At 66.3% G+C, this 21204-nt stretch carries 19 protein-coding genes; 10 read left to right on the forward strand and 9 right to left on the reverse strand.

All coding sequences use genetic code 11. From position 1 onward, the window contains the following. Nucleotides 1-538: 538 nt before the first annotated feature. From ABC977_RS13230 to ABC977_RS13240, 3 genes are read right to left on the reverse strand one after another with little or no spacing between them, the layout of a single operon-like run. The gene (locus tag ABC977_RS13230; RefSeq protein ID WP_369667740.1) at nt 539-988 is read right to left on the reverse strand and encodes a phage tail protein; all 450 of its coding nucleotides are present in this window, start codon (nt 986-988) and stop codon (nt 539-541) included. Nucleotides 989-1005: 17 nt separating this feature from the next. Then, nucleotides 1006-2223, reverse strand: a complete 1218-nt coding sequence (locus tag ABC977_RS13235; protein WP_369667741.1) for a phage tail sheath family protein — start codon at nt 2221-2223, stop codon at nt 1006-1008. A 1-nt stretch (nt 2224) separates the two neighbouring features. Next, a complete protein-coding gene (locus ABC977_RS13240) occupies nt 2225-2908 on the reverse strand; it encodes a hypothetical protein (RefSeq protein WP_369667742.1) in 684 nt (227 codons plus the stop codon). Between the two features lie 337 nt (nt 2909-3245). Here ABC977_RS13240 and nusG point away from each other — a divergent pair, with 337 nt between their 5' ends. Beyond that, nucleotides 3246-3803, forward strand: coding sequence for a transcription termination/antitermination protein NusG (gene nusG, locus ABC977_RS13245; protein WP_369667743.1), 558 nt, complete (start codon nt 3246-3248; stop codon nt 3801-3803). Between the two features lie 147 nt (nt 3804-3950). Here the strand turns inward: nusG and ABC977_RS13250 are convergent, their stop codons facing one another. The 3 genes from ABC977_RS13250 to ABC977_RS13260 are packed head-to-tail and all read right to left on the reverse strand — an operon-like array spanning nt 3951 to nt 8980. Next, on the reverse strand, nt 3951-4322 hold the full coding sequence (locus ABC977_RS13250; protein WP_369667744.1) for a DUF6164 family protein: 372 nt from the start codon (nt 4320-4322) through the stop codon (nt 3951-3953). Next, nucleotides 4319-7633 (reverse strand): efflux RND transporter permease subunit, encoded by a 3315-nt coding sequence (locus ABC977_RS13255; RefSeq protein WP_369667745.1) that lies wholly within the window; start codon nt 7631-7633, stop codon nt 4319-4321. Before ABC977_RS13255 ends, ABC977_RS13250 begins: the two co-directional genes overlap by 4 nt. Nucleotides 7634-7669: 36 nt before the next feature. After that, nucleotides 7670-8980 carry an efflux RND transporter periplasmic adaptor subunit gene (locus tag ABC977_RS13260; protein WP_369667746.1) on the reverse strand — a complete coding sequence of 437 codons (1311 nt, stop codon included), beginning with the start codon at nt 8978-8980 and terminating at the stop codon, nt 7670-7672. Between the two features lie 266 nt (nt 8981-9246). Between ABC977_RS13260 and ABC977_RS13265 the strand changes: the two genes are divergently transcribed. From ABC977_RS13265 to ABC977_RS13300, 8 genes are all read left to right on the forward strand, one after another. Further along, nucleotides 9247-9552 carry a Rieske (2Fe-2S) protein gene (locus ABC977_RS13265; protein WP_369667747.1) on the forward strand — a complete coding sequence of 102 codons (306 nt, stop codon included), beginning with the start codon at nt 9247-9249 and terminating at the stop codon, nt 9550-9552. A gap of 300 nt (nt 9553-9852) precedes the next feature. Continuing rightward, nucleotides 9853-10494 carry an RlmE family RNA methyltransferase gene (locus ABC977_RS13270; RefSeq protein WP_369667748.1) on the forward strand — a complete coding sequence of 214 codons (642 nt, stop codon included), beginning with the start codon at nt 9853-9855 and terminating at the stop codon, nt 10492-10494. A 68-nt stretch (nt 10495-10562) separates the two neighbouring features. Further along, nucleotides 10563-12488: an ATP-dependent zinc metalloprotease FtsH gene (ftsH, locus tag ABC977_RS13275; protein ID WP_369667749.1), complete on the forward strand. Its 1926-nt coding sequence runs from the start codon at nt 10563-10565 to the stop codon at nt 12486-12488. An 18-nt stretch (nt 12489-12506) separates the two neighbouring features. Further along, nucleotides 12507-13358: a dihydropteroate synthase gene (gene folP, locus ABC977_RS13280; protein WP_369667750.1), complete on the forward strand. Its 852-nt coding sequence runs from the start codon at nt 12507-12509 to the stop codon at nt 13356-13358. Nucleotides 13359-13536: 178 nt separating this feature from the next. Then, nucleotides 13537-14883 (forward strand): phosphoglucosamine mutase, encoded by a 1347-nt coding sequence (glmM, locus tag ABC977_RS13285; RefSeq protein ID WP_369667751.1) that lies wholly within the window; start codon nt 13537-13539, stop codon nt 14881-14883. A gap of 271 nt (nt 14884-15154) precedes the next feature. Then, on the forward strand, nt 15155-16513 hold the full coding sequence (locus ABC977_RS13290; RefSeq protein WP_369667752.1) for a sodium-dependent transporter: 1359 nt from the start codon (nt 15155-15157) through the stop codon (nt 16511-16513). A gap of 2 nt (nt 16514-16515) precedes the next feature. After that, nucleotides 16516-16950, forward strand: coding sequence for a type II toxin-antitoxin system RatA family toxin (locus ABC977_RS13295; RefSeq protein WP_369667753.1), 435 nt, complete (start codon nt 16516-16518; stop codon nt 16948-16950). Next, nucleotides 16943-17263 (forward strand): RnfH family protein, encoded by a 321-nt coding sequence (locus tag ABC977_RS13300; protein WP_369667754.1) that lies wholly within the window; start codon nt 16943-16945, stop codon nt 17261-17263. Before ABC977_RS13295 ends, ABC977_RS13300 begins: the two co-directional genes overlap by 8 nt. A gap of 115 nt (nt 17264-17378) precedes the next feature. Here ABC977_RS13300 and ABC977_RS13305 read toward each other — a convergent pair whose 3' ends face one another. Continuing rightward, complete coding sequence (locus tag ABC977_RS13305; protein WP_369667755.1) at nt 17379-17867, reverse strand: outer membrane protein assembly factor BamE; 489 nt, start codon at nt 17865-17867, stop codon at nt 17379-17381. An 83-nt stretch (nt 17868-17950) separates the two neighbouring features. Here ABC977_RS13305 and fur point away from each other — a divergent pair, with 83 nt between their 5' ends. Further along, nucleotides 17951-18394, forward strand: a complete 444-nt coding sequence (gene fur, locus ABC977_RS13310) for a ferric iron uptake transcriptional regulator (RefSeq protein WP_369667756.1) — start codon at nt 17951-17953, stop codon at nt 18392-18394. A gap of 24 nt (nt 18395-18418) precedes the next feature. Here fur and recN read toward each other — a convergent pair whose 3' ends face one another. Next, on the reverse strand, nt 18419-20086 hold the full coding sequence (gene recN / locus ABC977_RS13315; protein WP_369667757.1) for a DNA repair protein RecN: 1668 nt from the start codon (nt 20084-20086) through the stop codon (nt 18419-18421). Then, nucleotides 20080-20976 carry an NAD(+) kinase gene (locus tag ABC977_RS13320; protein ID WP_369667758.1) on the reverse strand — a complete coding sequence of 299 codons (897 nt, stop codon included), beginning with the start codon at nt 20974-20976 and terminating at the stop codon, nt 20080-20082. Before ABC977_RS13320 ends, recN begins: the two co-directional genes overlap by 7 nt. Between the last annotated feature and the right edge of the window lie 228 nt (nt 20977-21204).

A 21204-nucleotide genomic window follows, 5' to 3' on the forward strand; every position in this document is an offset into this window, starting at 1 on the left:
GCTCGGCCCGGATGGGACCGGCTCCGCGTGCGGATTGGCACCGGCCAGCGGGCTCGGCGGCGGGGTGGTCGAGCCTGATGATGGCGGCGACTCTGCCGCTGGAGGTATCGGGCGTGCCGGTGGTACCACAGGCGCCCTGGCGCCGGGGGGGACGCTGGGCTGTGCCACCGCTCGTTGAGCCTGCGCCGCGCCGACGGTCGACCGGCCCCTGGTTCGTTCCTTCGGCCCCTCGGGCGGGGGCGCAACGGGCGACGGCATCGACGGTATGCCGGGCGCCGGTGGTGGACTCGGCCATGCCGGTCCTGCTGGGACCTCGGCCAGACTGGCGAGCCACTGCGGTGCTCGGCGCTGCACCAGTTCGACCCAGTGCCGCGGGGGACCGCCGGCGGGCTCGGTGGTGACCGTTCGATGCTCGTCGGTGTCGCCTCCGGCCGGGCGCCCCGTTGGCGTGCCGACTGGATCGCGCGATGCAGTCCGTACGCTGGCCGAATCGGACAAGCGTTCGGCCAAGCCCTGCAACAGCGTCGCGACCCAGAGCTTAAGCCGCGCCAGCATTGGCGACACGCTCCAGCGTCTCGGCTACCAGCGTCACCCGCTCGATCGCCGCTTCGCTGCCCAACGCATCGAAACTGGCACCGTTCCAGCTGCAGGGCCAGACTTGCGTCAGATTGTAACGGACCACCTCGCGGTTGCCGTCGGGGCTCAGCGAGATCACGGCGGCATTGCGCTTCTCGACTCGGCCATTGATCGCCGTCATCAGCCATTGCCACATCTCGCCGGACGTCGTCACACCCCAGCTCAGCGTGATCCGAGGATAGCGGACCAGTCCCGGCAGGGTGCGCACATTCGCCGCATCGCCGCCCTCGCGGTATTCGATCACGTCGATGTCGACACCGAGGGCGCTGATCTGCGTGAAGTAAGCGACCCGTACGCCCTGGAGCTCGAAGACGAAGTTGTAGACGCGCAACAGATTGCGTTCGTCAGCCATGGTTCCGCTCCTCTAACTTAGGCCCCTTCGACCTGGGTTCCACCGGACCACTGAGTCACCTGGAAGACGACGAACTCGGCCGGCTTCGATGGACAGAGCCCGATATCGATGATCAGTTGTCCGTTGTCGACCGCCTCCGGCGGGTTGTTCTCGGCGTCGCACTTGACGAAGAAGGCCTCCTCGGCGCGGCTACCGACCAGCGCCCCGGTGCGCCATTGCATGCGCAAGAAGTTGCTGACATCCCGTACGACCGATTGGCGGAGCATCGCATCGTTCGGCTCGAACACGGTCCAGTTCGTGCCTTCGCGGATCGACTCCTTGATGAAGTTCAACAGCCGGCGGACGTTGATGTAGCGCGACTCGCTGGCCTCGGGGGCCAGGGTCCGCGCGCCCCAGACCCGGATCCCGTTCGCAATGGTGCGGATGCAATTGACTCCCTTGCGATTGAGCTCGGCCTGTTCGGCGTGCGTGACGGCGTATTCGAGGCCAATCGCGCCTCGGACCAGTTCATTGGCCGGTGCCTTGTGCACGCCCCGCGTCGCGTCGACGCGGGCGTAGATTCCGGCGACATGGCCCGACGGTGGCGCCGCGACGATGCCGCGGCCGAACTCCGCAGGTTCGTGCGTCCGAATCCATGGGAAGTAGAAGGCGCCGTAGCCTGAGTCCGAGTCGCGCGGGCGCAGTCCCGATCGTGGCCGTGACCTGGGCGAGGGTTCGCCGTCCGCCTCCACCGTCGGAGGGGCCTGGTTCTGGGACATCTCCTTGAGCCGATCCGTGTCGTCGACCTTCAAAGGCGCGTCGAGCACGGCCACGCGATCCCCGAGGGCCTCGCAGTGACTCAACAGCTGATCGTAAGAGCCGCTGTCCGTGTAGCCTGGTGCCGCAACGATCGCGATCTCGTCGATCGGTTCCAGGCAGGCCAAACCGGTGCGACGCTTGGTGTCACCGGCGATGCTGTTGCCTTCGCCGACATTGACGACATAGCAACGCGTGCCGCCATTCACGAAGAACCCGAAGACGGCTCGAGCCAAGTCGGTCGCCTTGTCTCCCTCTTGGACGAAGGTCCGCACGAATTGCGACCAATTGTGGCAGGCGACGGGTTCGTTGAGATTTCGCGTGCGGCTCGGGGCCACCCCGAGAAAAGCGGCGGTGCTGGTGCCGACCCCCCCGATCGGCCGGGGCCCTCCCGGCACCTCGATCACATATACGCCAGGTGTGCTGGGGACGTTGACCATATCAGCCCTCCTCGATGTCGAAGTGGATGACTAGCGGGGCCGCGTGGCCTGACAGGCTGGCAAGTGGGACCGTCCGCTCGAGCCCGCGGGCGCGAACCCTGAGCGAGCCCGACGCGAGACCAGTCGGGAGCGACGCGAACCGAAACCAACCCCCGTGGTCGGTGCGGGTCGCAAGCCGCAGCGCTGGCACGGCGACCTCGGCCCCGCTGAGCGGGATCGCACCAGTTCCCAGGACGCGACCAGAAAGGGCTGTGACCGCGATCTCTCGGACTTTGGCTAGCTCGCGGATCCGGGGGGTTGCCGGTGTCCGCCGTTCGACCTCGACGCGCAACCGGACGGTGAAACCGGGTCGCGGCGGCAGGCCGAAGGCCTGCCATAGCGTCGCCTCGATCGGTCCGAGCTCGACGTCGAAGTCGGTGCATTGCAGGGCCGCGACGACCAAGTCTCCGAGTAGCTGGTGCTCGACCGCGGGCGATTGGCCCCATACCGTCAGCAGATACCGAACGGACAGGCACAACGGGGGGTGTGGAGACGGACTGGTGGCAGGCGACGGGAGCAGATCCAGCAGGTGGACCCAGATGGTTCCTTCGTCGGGATGGTCGCGGGGTGGCGCAAACGACACCGCGGGGCCTACCAGCACCGTCCTGATCCAGGTCTCCAGACGCTGATTCGCCGTGACGATCACCGTTAACCCCTGCGCAGTGCGACGGATGGCGACAGCTGGATCGCCCGACCGGAGCGCGAGTAGCTGATCACTGGGTACCCACAACCTGCGGCCACCACGGACTAAGCGTAGACGGAGGAAACCCATTGCGCAATGGCGATGTCGGCGCGGTTCCGCGAACACTCAGAGGGGAATCCCCGGCACCTTCCGTGGTCTTCCGAGCGCTTCCGTGGCAAAATATCCCCTTGGATGGGGGAGGGCGCGCACGCGCCGCTGCTGATCGGCGCCCCGGGCTGCGTGCCGGAGACACGGCCCATGGGGCGGCCGGACAGGGACGCGACAGGACAGTAGGTAAGTCATGATGCCAGGCACCTCGAACATCACCCAGGCCCACCGGGACTTCGACACCGGCGCCCCCTGGTACGTGGTCCAGACCAAGCCGCGCCAGGAACGACTCGCCGTTACCCACCTGGCGGAGCAGGGCTATCACACCTACCTGCCGCTGCACGCTTGCTGGAAACGCCGCCAGCGCCGCTGGACCCGCATCCGCGAGGTCTACTTCCCACGCTACGCCTTCTTCAGTCCGGCGGATCCCCAGCACAGCATCGCCCCCGTCCGCAGCACCTGCGGCGTCACGCGGCTGGTCCGCTTCGGCAACATCCCGGCCACCATCGACCCCCGGGTCCTGCGGGAACTGCACATCCTGGAACAGACCCTGCACCGCTTGGATCAGGACACCACCATCAGCCTCTTCAAGCCTGGCGACCCCGTTCGGCTGACCGATGGTCCCCTGGCCGGCCTCACCGGCATCATCTCCACCTGCGCCAAGGATCGCGTCACCGTCATGATGATCCTCCTGGGCCAGAACAGCCCCGTCACCGTCCCGATCGACAGCCTCATTCACACAGCCGCGTAACCCATCGGAAACCCTCGCCCGGCACATCGCGCCGGCCGCTGACAGGATTGATCAGCTACGGATTTTCCCGGACGAATACCCAAAGCCACGGATGGACGCGGATCAACACGGATGGAAGAAAACGTCCAGGGCCGGCGGGTGTCTCGGTCAGGTCCTGAAAGCGACCTGGAGGAAGGGTAGGATCATCAGCGCGGCGATCGCCGCGACGGCCGCGAAATAGAACAGCACCCGGGCCGGCTCGCGTCGGATGCGTTGGGCCAGCGTATCGAGTTCGCCGCGCGCGCGGGCCGCCTCGTGCTCGGCCCGCACGCGGGCGCCGCGCTCGGCCTGGTACGCGTCGAGCAGGCGCCGCGCGGCCGGAAACTGGCGGCGGTCCTCGAGCCAGATGCCACCGACCGTGATGCCCCAGCGATTGGGCGGGGTCTCGTAGTAGGCGATCTGGTGGCGCTCGAGCAGCTCGCGGACCTCTTGGGCCTCCTCGTCGGTCACGTAACGCAGATTCATCAACAGCTTGGTCATGTCTTCCTCGATGTCTCCGCCACCCCTGTCGCACCGTCTCGCCGGTGCAGGATCAAGTAGATGGCCGGGATCACGAACAGACTCAACAGCGGGGCCGTGATCATGCCGCCGACCATCGGGGCCGCGATCGGCCTCATGACCTCGGAGCCGACTCCGACCCCGAGCAGGATCGGCAGCAGTCCGGCGAAGATGGTCGCGACCGTCATCGCCTTCGGCCGCACACGCATGACCGCGCCTTCGACGATCGCCTCGACCAGATCGGGCTCGTCACGCAGCTGACCGGCCGCGCGCCGATCGCGCACCGCGTTGTTCAGGTAGACCAGCATGATGACGCCGAATTCGGCGGCGACGCCGGCCAGCGCGATGAAACCGACGGCGACGGCCACCGACAGGTTATACCCCAGCAGATAGACGAGCCAGACCCCGCCGACCAGCGCGAAGGGCAGCGACAGCATCACGAGCAGCGCGGTGCTGGTCGAGCGGAAGGTCAGGTACAGCAGCAGAAAGATCGAGGCCAGCGTGATCGGCACGATCTGTGCCAGCCGGGCCTGGGCGCGCTGCATGTATTCGTACTGGCCCGACCAGGCGATCGAGTAGCCCGGCGGCAGCCCGACCTGATCGCGCACGACGGCCTGGGCCTCGGCGATATAGCGGCCGAGATCGCGCCCACGGATGTCGACGAAGACCCAGCCGTTGAGGCGCGCGTTCTCGCTGCGCAGCATGTCGGCACCGTCGACGATCCGGATCTCGGCGATCTGGCCGAGCGGGATCTGGGCGCCGGTCGGCGTCACGATCGGCAGCTCGCGCAGCTTCGGCAGGTCGTCGCGCTGCTCGCGCGGGAAGCGGACATTGACCGGGTAGCGCTCGAGGCCCTCGACGGTCTGGGTCACGGTCACGCCGCCGAGCCCGGCCGCGACGATTTGATTGATGTCGCTGATGTTGAGCCCGACGCGCGCCGCGGCCACCCGGTCCGGAAGGATCTCGATATAGCGGCCCTGAGCGACCCGCTCGGCGTAGGCCGAGGCGGTGCCCGGCACCTGCATCAGGGCGCGCTCGACGGCCGCGCCGATGCGCTCGATCTCGGCCAGGTCCGGTCCGGCGATCTTGACCCCGACCGGGGTCTTGAGGCCGGTCGCGAGCATGTCGATCCGGGTCTTGATCGGCATGACCCAGGCATTGGCCAGCCCGGGCACCGCGACCAGCGCGTCGAGCTCCGCGATCAGATCCGCGAGCGTCAGGCCCGGGCGCCATTGATCGCGCGGCTTGAGCTGGATCACCGTCTCGATCATCGTCAGCGGGGCCGGATCGGTCGCGGTGTCGGCCCGCCCGGCCTTGCCGAACACGCGCTCGACCTCCGGCAGGCTCGCGATCAGGCGGTCGGTCTGCTGCAACAGCTCCGCCATCTTGCCGATCGAGATCCCCGGCAGCGTGGTCGGCATGTACATCAGATCGCCTTCGTCGAGCTCCGGCATGAACTCCGAGCCGAGCCCGCGATGCCAGTGGCCGAGCACCGGGACACCGCCCAGCCCGCGCTGCCAGGCCGCGGCGAGGCCATCCTGCCAGTCTTGGATCCGCTCGATGGCGACCCGATGCGGCCCGTCCGCGACCACCAGGCCGGCGGCCTGAAACGGCCATTTCAGCGGGGCCAACAGGCCGCCGATGCCGCTCGAGGGGATCAGCGTGCTGAACAGGATCAAGACCGACGCGGCGATGGTCGTGCCCGGGCGGCGCAGCACGCCGCGCAGCAACGGCCGATAGATCGCGATCAGCGCGCGATTGATCGGGTTGGCCTCCTCGGGGGCGATCCGGCCGCGGATCAGGTAACCCATCAGGACTGGGACCAGGGTCACCGCCAACCCGGCGGCTGCGGCCATCGCATAGGTCTTCGTGAAGGCCAGCGGCGCAAACAGACGGCCCTCTTGGGCCTCGAGCGCAAAGACCGGCAGGAAGCTGACGGTCACGATCAACAGCGAGAAGAACAGCGCCGGACCGACCTCGGTCGCCGCCTCGCCGATGACCTCCCAGCGGCGATTGGTGCTCAGGTTGGCGCCAGCGCGTTCGAGGTGCTTGTGCGCGTTCTCGATCATCACGATCGCGGCGTCCACCATGGTCCCGATCGCGATCGCGATCCCGCCGAGCGACATGATGTTGGCGTTGACGCCTTGCGCGTTCATCAGGATGAAGGCGGTCAGGATGCCCAACGGCAGCGACACGATCGCGACGAACGCCGAGCGCAGATGGAACAGAAACAGCAGGCACACGAGCGCGACGACGACGAGTTCCTGGATCAGCTTGGTGCGCAGGTTGTCGACCGCGGCCAGGATCAGCTCGGAGCGGTCGTAGGTCGTCACGATCTCGACGCCGTCGGGCAGACCGGCGCGCAGCGCCTCGAGCTTGGCCTCGACGGCGGCGATCGTCGTCAGCGCATTTTCGCCATAACGCATCACGATGATGCCGCCGGTGACCTCGCCTTGCCCGTCGAGGTCGGCGACGACGCGGCGCATCTCGGGGCCGATCTGGATGCGGGCCAGATCGCGCAGCAGCACCGGAGTGCCGGCCTCGGTGACGGCGATCGGGATCGTCTCGATGTCGGCCAGCCCGGTCAGGAAGCCGCGCGTGCGGATCATGTACTCGGCCTCGGCCCGTTCGATGACCGACCCGCCGACCTCCTGGTTCGCGTCGCGCACCGCCGACAGCACCCGCGACAAGGGGATTCCGAAAGCGCGCAGCTTCTCCGGGTCGACGACGATCTGGTACTGGCGAACCATGCCGCCGACGGTCGCGACCTCGGCGACCCCGGGTACGCTTTGCAACTCGAACCTCAGGTACCAATCCTGGAGGCTGCGCAATTGCGCCAGGTCATGTCGGCCGTGGCGGTCGACGAGCGCATAGCTGTAGACCCATCCGACGCCGGTCGCGTCCGGTCCGATCCGCGGTTGGACGCCATCCGGCAGCAGCGCGGCGGCCTGGTTCAGGTATTCGAGCACGCGCGAGCGGGCCCAGTAGAGGTCGGTGTCGTCGTCGAACAGGACGTAGACGAAGCTGTCGCCGAAGAAGCTGTAACCGCGCACCGCGCGCGCCCCGGGGACCGCGAGCATGGTCGTCGTGATCGGGTAGGTGACCTGGTCCTCGACGACCTGCGGGGCCTGGCCGGCGAAGTTGGTGCGCACGATGACCTGGACGTCGGACAGGTCCGGGATCGCATCGAGCGGCGTCTGCTGGACCGCCGTCAGACCCCAGGCCGCGAGCAGGATCGCCGCCAACAGGACCACGAGGCGATTGCGCAGGGACCAGAGGATGACCTGGCTCATCGCGGCCGTTCCGCCGGGTTGGGACGGGCCCGCTCGTCAGTGACCGGCATGATCGCCCGTCGCGCCAGCCGATCCGCCCCTGTCGTCGTCCGTGGACAGCCGCTGGAAGCTCGCCTGGAGATTGGACTCGGAATCGATCAGGAACTGTCCGGACAGGACGATGCGGTCGCCCTCGGCGAGCCCGGACAGGATCTCGACCTGGCCGCCACGTTCGAGGCCCGGGACGACCTCGACCGGTTGGAAGCGTCCCTCGTCGAGCGCCTTGACGACGGTGGTCCGCTCACCGGTCACGATCAGGGCCTCGGCCGGGATCATCAGTACGTCGCGTTTGGGGCCGCCGTAGATGACGACGTTCGCGAACATGTTCGGCTTGAGTTCCAGGTCCGGGTTGTCGAAGACCAGCCGGGCGCGCAAGGTGCGGGTCGTCGGGTCGAGCGCCGGGTACAAATGGTCGACGCGGCCCTCCCAAACGCGCCCCGGCCGCGCTGGTACCCGGATCTCGGCGCTCTGGCCCGGCGCGAGCCAGTCGATCTGCGCCTCGAAGATGTCGACGAGGACCCACACCCGGCTCAGATCGGCGATCGTGAACATCTCGGTCGCCGGCTCGACGTACATCCCCTGACGCGCCGCGAGCTGCGTGATGACGCCATCGAGCGGGGCGCGCACCGGGACGCGATGGCGCGCCTCGCGGCGGCGCTCGATGTCGCGAATCACCTCCTCGGGGAGGTCTAGCACCCGCAGCCGATTGCGCGCCTGGTCGGCGGCAACTTGGGTGCCCCCGCGTGTTTGAGGCTCCAGGGCCAGCAAGAAATCGATCTGAGCCGAGAGGATGGCTGGGGCATAGAGATCGGCGAGGTCTTCGCCGCGCGCGACCGATTCGCCCTCGGCGCGGACATGCAGCGCCTCGATCCAGCCGTCCGCGCGCGGGTGGACGTGCGCCAGCCGCGTCTCGTCGTAGTCGACGCGCCCGAGGGTCCGGATGAACCGCCACAGGGTACCGCGTTCGACGGTGCCGATCCGCACGCCGAGGGTCTGCTGCATCGCCGGCGCCACCGTCACCTCGGGGTGGCGACCGGTCTGCGGGTCCATGAAGCGCTCGACCAGGGCCATCCCGCAGATCGGGCAGGTCCCGGGGTCGTCGCGGACGATCTGCGGATGCATCGGGCAGACGTACTTGGGATCCAGATGCTTGAGCGCATGCTCGAGCGGCGAATCCGCCATGGCCTCGGCGAGGGTCTCGCTGGGCGCCGGCTCGCGCTGGCCGCAACCCGTCAGCAGGATGGAGATGGTCAGGCCGACCAGCGCCCAGCCCGCGCGGCGGGCGCTCCAACCGGAATCGCTCGTCATCGATGGTTGCCTAGGTCCTCGCCTGGCTTGGTCGCGAGGCGTCGAGACTAGAGGACGTGAAGTGACGGGTCAAGGTCGTTGGTCGCCGGAACAACGCCCCGACGCCTGGCCGGCCAGCATTCGACTCGGCGAGTGGCGGGGCCGGTTGGCGGTGTGCGACGGCCCTGCGTCGGAGAAGGTCGTGCGCGCCGGATCTTGAGGATTGCGGAACAGGGTCCAGATTCGATGGGCGCACCATGTGGTGCTTTTCTACCCGGAGGCCGGCTATGGAATACCACCTTGTGGCCCAGGTGGACGAGATCCCGCCTGGCACGATGAAGGGCGTGACCATCGGTCGCAAAGCGGTTCTGATCACGAACATCGATGGCCAGTATCACGCGATCGGCAACATCTGCACCCACTTCGGCGGGGAGCTGGACAAGGGCCAATTGGAGGGCAAGGTCGTCACCTGCCGTCGACATGGCGCCCAGTTCGATGTCACGACCGGCCGATGTCTGGCGCGTCCCGCGAAGAAGGACGAGCCGCTCTACGAGGTGAAGGTCGAGGACGGCGGCATCCTGGTCGCGCTGTGACACCTTCGAGACCAACCGAAGGGTCCCGGCTGCCGGTAGACGAGGGCTCGTCGCCCAAGCCGGGATCGCGGCCCGCAGAGGTCGCGTCTGTGGCCTCGCCCGTGACGCGGAAGGCGCTGGGCGGCGGCCAGGCGAATCCGATCGAGGGGTTGTCCACGAACCCGGCGACCGACAGACCGTCGCGCTGGGTTCTTGCCTTGGCCATGACGAGTTGGTATCGTCGATTGGCTAGGCAGCCGGCGGTCGTCCCTTCCGGTCGTTATATCGTTTCGTTGATGCGGCCTGTCCGCAACGAGGTCCATGGCTCGCAGCAAGAGCAGTCGGCGCTGGCTTGATCGGCATGTCAACGACAGCTATGTCGCGCGCGCGAGGCAGCTCGGTTATCGCTCGCGAGCAGCGTTCAAACTTCTGGCTTTGCAGGAGAAGGACCGCATCCTGATGCCGGGTGACCGGGTCGTCGATCTCGGGGCTGCGCCCGGCGGGTGGAGCCAGGTCGCGGTGTCTCTAACCGGTTCCTCGGGGCAGGTCATCGCCGTTGACCGGCTTGCGATGGATCCGCTCCCCGGCGTCGTCTGCGTGACGGGCGATTTTCTCGACGAGGCCGTCATGGGCGAGCTCGAGCGGGTCTTGGCTGGTGCGCCCGTCGATGTTGTTCTTTCGGACATGGCCCCAAATATCAGCGGCGTGGCGGTCGTCGACCAGGCGCGCGCCACGGCGTTGGGCGAGATGGCGCTGGACTGTGCCAAGCGGTGGCTGAAACCCGGCGGCAACTTGGTCATCAAAGCCTTCCAGGGTGCTGGTTTCGATGGGTTGCTCTGGGTCATGCGCCAGATGTTCCGTTCCGTGGTCGTGCGCAAGCCGCTCGCATCGCGCTCGGCCAGCCGCGAGTGCTATCTGGTCGGCAGGCGCTTTCTCGGGGATCCTGATGCTGTTACTGTCTGAACGCTCTTCCAAGCGACCGGCGCGCGCCGGACGCTCCGCTTCACGAGGGACCCGCTGCCGTGAGTGAGATGGCGAAAAATCTGATTCTCTGGGTGGTCATCGCCGTCGTCTTGATGTCGGTGTTCAACAGTTTCACGACGACCCGGGTCGAGACCCAGAAGATGGCCTATTCGGACTTCATCGAGCTAGTCCAACAAGGACGCGTGAAGGAAGTCATGATTCAGGGCCGCGACATCGAGGCTGTCGATGACACGGGCCAGATCCTCAAGACCTTCGATCCTGGTGATGATGGCCTGGTCGGCGACCTGTTGGCGAATGACGTGGTCATCCGCGCGACGCCGCCGGAGAAGCCTGGCGTCTTGTCGTCGATCCTGATCAACTGGTTCCCGTTGTTGCTTTTGGTGGCGATCTGGATCTTCTTCCTGCGGCAGATGCAGGGCGGTGGAGGCGGTCGCGGGGCGATGTCGTTCGGCAAGAGCCGCGCGAGGATGTTGTCGGAGGATCAGGTCAAGGTGACCTTCAGCGATGTCGCGGGGGCCGAGGAGGCCAAGGAAGACGTCGTCGAGATGGTCGACTTCCTGCGTGATCCAGCCAAGTTCCAGAACCTAGGCGGCAAGATTCCGAAGGGCGTGTTGATGGTGGGTCCGCCCGGGACCGGCAAGACCCTGCTCGCGAGGGCCATCGCCGGCGAGGCCAAGGTGCCCTTCTTCACGATCTCGGGTTCCGACTTCGTCGAGATGTTCGTCGGCGTCGGCGCCTCGCGTGTCCGGGACATGTTCGAGCAGGCGAAGAAACACGCACCCTGCATCATCTTCATCGACGAGATCGATGCGGTGGGACGACACCGGGGGGCCGGTCTCGGCGGCGGTCACGACGAGCGGGAACAGACCTTGAACCAGTTGCTCGTCGAGATGGATGGGTTCGAGGGGACCGAAGGCGTGATCGTCATCGCCGCGACCAATCGTCCCGATGTGCTCGACCCGGCCTTGTTGCGGCCAGGGCGCTTCGACCGCCAGGTGATCGTGCCGCTGCCGGACGTCCGCGGGCGCGAGCAGATCCTGAATGTGCATCTGCGGAAGATCCCGTTGGCCGAGGATGTCAATGCCTCGATCATCGCGCGTGGTACGCCGGGCTTCTCGGGCGCCGACCTGGCCAACCTGGTCAATGAGGCCGCCTTGAATGCGGCGCGGGCCGACAAGCGGCTGGTCGATATGGAGGACATGGAAGCGGCCAAGGACAAGATCCTGATGGGGGCCGAACGCCGGTCGATGGTGATGACCGAGGACGAGAAGCGCTTGACGGCCTATCACGAGTCCGGGCACGCGATCGTCGGGCGCCTGGTCCCGCAGCACGATCCTGTGCACAAGGTCAGTATCATCCCGCGCGGTCGGGCACTCGGCGTGACGCTGTTCCTGCCCGAGGAAGATCGCTTCAGTTACACCAAGCAGCGGCTGGAAAGCGCGATCGCGAGCCTCTTCGGCGGTCGCGTCGCCGAGCAGTTGATCTACGGCGAAGACAATGTCACGACCGGGGCCCAGAACGACATCCATCGCGCCACCGATATCGCACGCAACATGGTGGCCAAGTGGGGCCTGTCGGAGCGCCTCGGGCCCTTGGCCTACAGCGAGGACGAGCAGGAGGTGTTCCTCGGTCATTCGGTCGCCCAGCATAAGAACGTGTCCAACGAGATCATGGAGCTGATCGACGAAGAGGTGCGGCGGATCATCGACGAACAATATGCGCGTGTGCACCAGATCCTGACCGACAATCTGGACATCCTGCATGCGATGGCCGGTGCCCTGATGAAGTACGAGACCATCGATGCCGCGCAGATCGATGACCTGATGGAGCGTCGCGAGCCGCGTCCGCCCCGGGGTTGGACCGATCCCCACGCGCCGAAGACCGATGGGACGCCGCCGAATCCGGATATCCTCGCGAAGCCGAAGACGACGCCTACCGATGGTCCGATCGGTGGACCCGCGGGCGAACACTGAGGCGCTGTTTCGAGGCGAATGAGCCGATTGCAGTGCGGCGACCGCTGGCTCGACCTGTCCAGTCCTGTCGTCATGGGTATCCTCAATGTCACCCCCGATTCCTTTTCGGACGGGGGTGCATTCCTGAGCTTGGATGCCGCGCGGCGGCAAGCCTCACGAATGCTCGACGAGGGCGCCGGGGTGATCGATGTCGGGGGCGAGTCCACGCGACCGGGTGCCGCGCCGGTCCCGGCCGACGAGGAACTGCGACGGGTGATCCCGGTCGTCGAAGCGCTCGCGAAGGACCTCCCGATCCCGATTTCCATCGACACCTCGCGGCCCGAAACGATGCGAGCCGCCGCCGCCGCCGGTGCCGGTCTGATCAATGACGTGCGCGCGTTGCGTCGGCCCGGTGCCCTGGCCGCGGCGGTCCAGACCGGTCTGCCGGTCTGTCTGATGCACATGCAAGGCGAGCCCGGGAGCATGCAGCAGGCCCCCGAGTACCGCGATGTGGTCGTCGAGGTAACGGGCTTCCTGGCCGATCGTATCGCCCGTTGCGAGGCCGCCGGCCTCCCTCGTCAGCGCCTCCTCGTCGACCCGGGGTTCGGGTTTGGCAAGACGCTGAACCACAATCTCGCGCTGCTGGCGAATCTGCACCGGATTGCCGCCCTCGGTCCCCCACTGCTCGTCGGATTGTCGCGCAAGTCGATGATCGGGCTCGTGACTGGGCGTGGGGTGGGCGAGCGTTTGCATGGCAGTCTCGCGGCGGCGGTGCTGGCGCTGATGGGCGGGGCCCGCATCCTCCGTGTCCACGATGTGGGGCCGACCCGCGATGCCCTGAAGGTCGTCGCCGCGGCCGTGTCCTTTTCGGGCGGCGCACGCATCGTCTGACAAGAGGTTCCGAACAGCGCCCCCAGCAGAGTCCGACTCCAACCACCCGGTTCGCGGCCATCGGGGCTGCGCCGGTCGTGTCACGGACCGGCGGCGCGTGCGTGCCGACCCCACGGCCTGGCGAGGCGCCGTGGCTCCGTGGCCGGGACTTCTTTTCGATCCGATCGAGGGACAATCGATGCAGACGCGTAAATTCTTCGGCACGGACGGCATTCGTGGCCGCGTCGGTGATGCGATCATCAGCCCGGATTTCGTGCTCAAGCTAGGGTGGGCCGCGGGCCGGGTACTGGGCCAGGGCGAGGGTGGCATGGTGCTGATCGGCAAGGACACGCGGATCTCCGGGTATCTGTTCGAGTCCGCGTTGGAGGCGGGATTGGTCGCCGCCGGCGTCGACATTCGTCTGATCGGCCCGATGCCGACGCCTGGGGTCGCCTACCTGACCCGGACCTTCCGCGCCGCCTCCGGCATCGTGATCACCGCGTCGCACAACCCCTACCAGGATAACGGTATCAAGTTCTTCTCCGCGGACGGTGACAAACTGCCTGACGATCTGGAGCTTGCGATCGAGCGCGAGCTGGAAAGGCCGCTGCGTACCGTCGAGGCGGCGGCGCTCGGCAAGGTGCGGCGGCTCGAGGATGCCAGTGGCCGATACATCGAGTTCTGCAAAGGCACCTTCCCGAATGCGATGAGTCTGCACGGTTACAAGTTGGTCGTCGATTGCGCCCATGGGGCGACCTACGGCATCGCGCCGCACGTCTTCGAAGAGCTGGGCGCCGAGGTCGTGCGCCTCGGTACGGAGCCCGATGGCTTCAACATCAACCGTGAGGTGGGTTCGACCTGTCCTGAGAACATGGCGAGGATGGTCGTGGAGGTGGGTGCCGACCTGGGAATCGCGTTCGATGGTGACGGTGACCGGGTCTTGATGGCCGACGCCAAGGGCCAGCTCGTCGACGGTGATCAGTTGCTCTACGTCATCGCGAAGGCGCGGTCCGCCGCGGGCGCTCCGTTGGGGACGGTAGTCGGAACCCAAATGAGCAATCTCGGCCTCGAGCACGCGCTGGGCCGCCTCGGGGTCGACTTCGTTCGGACGCGCGTCGGTGATCGGTTCATCATGGAGCGACTGAAGCGCGATGGCGGTTTCCTCGGCGGCGAGCCATCGGGCCATATCATCTGTCGCGACCGTACGACGACCGGCGATGGGATCGTCGCGGCGCTCCAGGTCCTGGCTGCCATCGCCGAGACCGAATCGACGCTGGCCGAGCTCGCAGCGCGAGTCGAACGCTATCCGCAGGTGTTGATCAATGTCCCGTTGCCGGATCATCGTGACCTGCTGTCCGAGCCCGCGTTGCGTGATGCGGTCGATCAGGCCGAGCGGGAGCTGGCGGGCGAGGGTCGCGTCCTGTTGCGGCCTTCGGGCACCGAGCCGCTGATCCGCGTCATGGTCGAAGGGGTCGATGGCGGGCGCGTACGAGCGACGGCCGAAGGGCTCGCGCAATGCGTGCGGGAACAGATTGCACGAGGGTGACGGGGGCGTGGGGCCAGCACGACCCGGCATGGGTCGCATGGAACGCGTGGCAAAGGCGGTACCCGGCGGCGGCGGGCGGCCTCCGGCAACGGCGATCGGTGCGGTGGCGGTCGTGCCACCGAGACGCCCGCGGGTCCGGCAGTTGAGCCGGTCGCGTGAATTCCGCAAAATGTGTGACCTTTCATTTCATCGACAGGACGGGCGGGACCCCGCAGGATCGATGGCTTTCGATCACCCCGGCGTCATCTGCTGGTCTTGAGGGGGCATCTGTATGGCGGCGACAACCTCGATTCACGGAATGTGGTCGGGTCGATTGGCCTTCATCCTGGCCGCAACCGGCTCGGCGGTCGGGTTGGGAAACATCTGGCGCTTCCCCTATGCGGCCGGCGAGCATGGGGGCGGGGCCTTCGTGCTCATCTATATCTTCTGCGTCGCCGCCATCGGCATCCCGATCATGATGGCCGAGATCATGCTGGGTCGGCGTGGTCGCCAAAGCCCGATAAACACCATGCGTGCTCTGGCAAGGCAGGAGGGCCGGTCGCCGGCGTGGCAGTTGCTCGGTTGGATGGGCATCCTCGCCGGCTTCTTGATCCTGTCCTTCTACAGCGTCATCGCCGGCTGGACCATGGCCTATGTCGTCCGGGCGGCCGCCGGTGCCTTCAGCGGTGTCGATGCCGCTGCGATCGGCGCGGCCTTCGATGGTTTCGTCGCCGATCCGGAACGCCTGCTCGCCTGGCATACCATCTTCATGGTCCTGGTGGTCCTCGTGGTCGCGCGCGGTGTCGCGAGTGGCTTGGAGCAGGCGGTGCGATTCCTGATGCCAGCGCTGTTCGTGCTGCTGCTCGTGCTCGTCGGCTACGCGGCGACCACGGGCCATTTCGCGGCCGGCGTGGCCTTCCTGTTCGCGCCGGACTTCAGCGAGGTTACCGGCGCCTCGGTGCTGGCCGCGATGGGCCAGGCCTTCTTCAGTTTGAGCTTGGGCATGGGCGCCATCATGATCTACGGCTCGTACCTGAACAGCCAGGCGTCGATCGGCCGGAACACGGTCTTGATCGCCGGCTTGGATACCTTGGTTGCGGTCCTCGCCGGCCTGGCGATCTTCCCGATCGTCTTCGCGTACGGCCTGGAACCGGCACAGGGGACGGGGCTGGTCTTCAAGGTCCTGCCGATCGCGTTCGGCCAGATGAACTGGGGTACCCTGTTCGGGACCCTGTTTTTCGTGTTGTTGGTCTTCGCGGCCTGGACCTCGGCGATCTCCCTGCTCGAGCCGATGGTGGCCTGGTTGGTCGAGAACATGAGCTTCAGTCGCGTTCGAGCCTCGGTGCTCGCCGGCCTGACGGTATGGTTCCTCGGCGTCGCATGCCTGCTGTCGCTGAACGTCTGGTCGGAGTACAGGTTGTTCGGGATGGGTATCCTCGAGTTGTTCGATTATCTGACCGCGAACATCCTGTTGCCGCTCGGGGGCTTGTTGATTGCGGTCTTCGCGGGCTGGATCCTATCGCGCTCGTCGTCGGTCGACGAATTCGCCATGGGCGACCGTGTCGCCTATCGCGTTTGGCGTTTCCTCGTCCGCTGGGTGGCACCGATCTCGGTGGCCATCATCTTCTTTCATGCCATAGGGGTTTTCTAACGGTGCCAACTGTCAAGAAGAGCGCGCTCGTGCCCTATTCGTCGACCCAGATGTTCGATCTGGTCGCGGATGTCGAGTCGTATCCGGACTTCCTGCCTTGGTGCCACAGCGCGCGGGTCCTGTCGCAGCGGGAGAACGAAATCTGCGGGGAGATCGAGGTGGCTCGTCTGGGTATTCGCCAGACCTTCAGCACCTGCAACAAGTTCGTGCGCGATCATCGGATGGATATCGCGCTGCTCGATGGCCCATTCCGTAAGTTGGCCGGGCATTGGACCTTTCTCGCGTTGCGTCCGGATGCCTGCAAGGTCCAACTGGAATTGGAGTTCGAGTTCTCGGGCAGATTGATCGACAAGGCCTTCGGCGCGGTCTTCCACCAGATTGCGAACAGCCTGGTCGATGCCTTTTGCAAACGTGTCGAGGAAGTGTACCGTGACTGAACCACGCATGAAGATCGAGGTCGCCTACGCGAAACCGCAAGAGCAGGCCTTGCTGGAGCTCGAGGCCGAGGCCGGTATCACGGTGCGTGATGCGATCGAGCGGTCAGGCATCCTGCGGCGCTTCCCGGAAATCGATCTGGCTGCCAACAAGGTCGGCATCTTCGGCAAGGTCACCAAGCTGGATCAGGTGCTGGTCTCTGGCGATCGCGTCGAAATCTACCGTCCGTTGATCGCAGATCCCAAGGCCGCGCGCAAGCGCCGCGCCGACGATAAGGGCTCGACCTCGGTTGCCGCGGGCGCGACCGATTCCTGACGGCGGGATGGCGCGGCCGTCGCTGGATTGGCCGCCGAAACCGTCCCCGTTCGTGACCGTCTCAGCATGACGTCGGCAACGCGGCGCGTCCGCCCGTGGCGGCCTCCTTATACGCTCAGTCCGTCCGCGGGTCGCCGACCCGATCGAAGGCGCGCCGGAACAGACCACGGCGATCCTCCCAGTCTGGAACCGTGACGATCAGGTCCTCGCGCTCGCGGGTCTCGGCGCGTTCGAGGTCGGGCTGCAGGTCGCCTTCGATGCGCGCGAGCTGGTCCTCCTCGAAGAAGAGCGTCAGGCGCTTGATCTGCATTGGCTCGTGACGGCGACGAATGGTGTAGGTATAGTCCCAGCGGTCACTGTGGAAAAAGTCCGTCAACAACGGAGTGCCAAGCAGGAAGCGCACCTGCCTCTTGGTCAGTCCCAGCCGCAGTTCGTCGACCATCTCTTCGGTGATGATGTTGCCTTGTTGCACCGTCATGCGATACACGAAGGGCATGTGTTGGAGCCGGGACGCCCCCTGGCTGGTGGTGTCGCCAGGCTTGCCGGCACAACCCGGCAACCCCAAGATAAGGCCCAGGGCCAATAGACTAATTATCTGTCGCATCTTGCTATCATGAGCGGAAGGCCGATTGACATCATACCTTAGAGCGCGCCTGGCCAACACGCCGGGTTCCCTTGGGAGAGCCGATGGAAAACCAGCAGATCAAACAAGCGGGGCTTAAGGTCACGCTGCCACGGGTCAAGATCCTGAAGATCCTCGAGACCAGCGATCGCCGCCACCTGAGTGCGGAGGACGTGTACAAGGAGCTCCTCGCGAACGGGGAGGAGATCGGTCTCGCTACCGTGTATCGGGTGCTGACCCAGTTCGAAGGAGCCGGCCTGGTCTGTCGACAGCACTTCGAAGGGGGGCAGTCGGTGTTCGAATTGAACCGAGGTGGCCACCACGACCACCTCGTCTGCATCAAATGCGGTAAGGTCGTCGAGTTCGTCGACGAGGTCATCGAAGAGCGGCAGAAGCGCGTGGCGAGCGACCGGGGTTTCAAATTGGCCGATCACTCGCTCGTCATCTACGGGTCCTGCAACGGGTGCGAGGAGGATCCGGATCATCGCCGTTCCGATTCGCGCGCATGACGGCGCCCAATGGGATTTCGCCGTTCAGCCGGCGGTTTCGAGCATCTCGCGGGCATGGGCGCGGGTCTTGCTCGTGATCGCCTTGCCGCCTAGCATGCGGGCGATTTCCTCGACCCTTGCTTCGTCGTCGAGCCCGCGGATTTCGGTGAAGGTCTCCCCGTCTTCGGTGTGCTTGCGCACGACCAGGTGGCGATGGGCCTGAGCGGCTACCTGAGGAAGATGGGTCACGCACAGGACTTGGCGGTTGGTTCCCAAGCGGCGGAGCAGATGCCCGACGATCGCCGCGACGCGACCGCCGATCCCGACATCGACCTCGTCGAAGACGAGGGTCGGGATGCGCCCGCACTCGGCCGTCGCGACCTGGATCGCGAGACTGATGCGCGATAGCTCGCCGCCGGATGCGACCTTGGCCAGTGGTTGCAGCGCTTGACCTGGGTTCGCGCTGACCAAGAACGCCACCCGATCCAGCCCGAAGATCCCGGCCGCATCCAACTCGAGTCCGGTGACTGCGACGGCCAGCTGGCCGCCGGCCATGCCAAGTTGCTGCATAGCCTCGGTTACGGTTGCCGCCAGTCGGGAGGCCGCGACCGAGCGTGCCTGACTCAGCGTCGAGGCCTGCTCGATGAATAGGTCGCGGGCCTGGGCGCACTCGGCCGCGATGGTCTCGAGCTGGACGGCACCGGCCTCGATCTCGGCTAGGGCCGCACGGCGCTCGGCGAGCGCGTCTGGCAGTTGGAGCGGAAACACGCGGTATTTGCGGGCCAGGTCGTGAACCAGCCCGAGCTTGGTCTCGACGTCGCGCAGCACGGAGGGGTCGATATCCAGACTGTCGACGTAATGGCGCAGGCTCGACGTCGCCTCGCCGATCTGGATCGCGGCGCCGTCGATCAGTTCGCACGTCTCGCCGAGCCGCGGGTCGAGGGCAAGCAGATCGGTGAGCTCGGCGGCGGCTTGGCGTAGCTCGTCGTGCAACGCGGGTTCATCTTCGCTCAGGCGTCGCAGCAGCCGCGCCGTGGTGTCTTGAAGCCGACCGAGATGGCTGAGCCGCCGTTGTTCGCGATCGAGTTCGTCGATGTCGGTGCTGGTGAGGCCGAGGGCCGCCAGTTCATCGACCTGTTCCCGGAGCCGTTCGAGACGGTCGCTGCGATCGGCGTCGGCGGCCCGCAGTTCACGCAACTGTTCGTCAAGTGCGCGAAAGCGGCGATACGCCTGTGCGACCTGTTCGGCCAGTGTCTGGAGATGCCCGTAACTGTCGAGCAACGACCGCTGCGCGGCTGGCCGCAGCAGGGATTGGTGTGCGTGCTGGCCGTGGATGTCGACCAATCGCTCGCCGAGTTCCGTCAATTGGGCGCTGGTCACCGCGCGGCCGTTGATGAAGGCGCGGGATCGGCCTTGTCGCGGGAGGACACGTCGCAGGATGCACAGGCCTTCGTCATCGAGGGCTTGTTCTGCGAGCCAAGATTCGGCCTCGGGGCAGGCCGCAAGGTCGAAAGTCGCGACGACCTCGGCGCGCTCGCATCCGGTGCGAATCAGGATCGGATCGGCCTTGTCGCCGAGCGCGAGGCCCAGGGCGTCGATCAGGATCGACTTGCCTGCGCCGGTCTCGCCGGTCAGTGCGGTCAGGCCCTGACCAAAGCCGATTTCGGCACTCGTGACGATCGCGAGGTCCTTGATCAGGATGTGGCTCAGCACGGCCGTGGACCCTGTGGTTGTTCGCCCCAACCCAACTTGGCGCGGAGGATCGCATAGTGATCATGACCCTTCGGGTGCAGCAGGCGCGCCGGCCGTGGTGCCTGCTCGATCAGAATCCGCTCCTGGACCTGGGTGCAAAGGTCGGTCTGACCGTCCCAGGTGACGCGGACATGGTCGCGGTCGTCTGCGTGGACCCTGACCTCGATGCGCGACGAGCCCGCGACCACCAGCGGGCGGTTACTCAACGTATGGGGACAGATCGGCACCAGCACCAGCGCATCGAGCGAAGGATCCAGCAGTGGCCCGCCGCCGGACAGCGCGTAGGCCGTCGAGCCGGTGGGGGTCGCGACGATCAGGCCGTCGGCACGCTGAACATTGACCAGGACGCCGTCGATCGAGGTCTCGAGCTCGATCATCCGTCCCGTGTTCCATTTGTGGATGACGACATCGTTGAGGGCGACGCCACTCGTGGTCTGGCCGTCGGCTGCGCCGACGGAGGCGGAGAGTAGCCGGCGTTCCTCTTCGTCGTACTCGCCGTCCAGGATACGGTCCAGCGCCTGCTCGATCTCGTGCGGCGAGACATCGACGAGGAAGCCGAGTCGCCCGAGATTGATCCCGACCAGGGGCACACCGTGGGTGGCCAAGGCGCGCGCGGCACCGAGAAAGGTGCCGTCCCCGCCGACGACGATGACCAGGTCGCACCGCTCGCCGAGCGTCGCGCTATCCAGGCATCGCTCCGGCGATTGGCCGAGCAGGTCAGCACTCGCGGCGTCGAAGTACAAATCCCTGCCGCGGAGGTCGAGATAGGCGACCAGTCGTTCCAGCGTCATCCGGACCTGGCCGCTATCATGCTGTTTGCCGATGATGCCGATGGTATGGAAGAGCGACATGGGACTCGGGGGCGGCAGAGGTTCTCGTCGGACACGCCGGTTCAAGGTAGCACGGCCTCGTTCCTTCGCCAACCGGAGGCGGCGCCCGCGGTGGCCGCCTCGCGATGGTCCTCGGCGGGTGCGCGGCTTCTTGACAGCCGCGGCCCGAGACCATAAATTGCTAGCACTCTTTATTGCCGAGTGCTAAGGCGCACGGGGCGATACCATCCACCTTTTCATTCTTGTATC

This window comes from Thioalkalicoccus limnaeus, assembly GCF_041197575.1.
Lineage (GTDB): Bacteria > Pseudomonadota > Gammaproteobacteria > Chromatiales > Chromatiaceae > Thioalkalicoccus > Thioalkalicoccus limnaeus.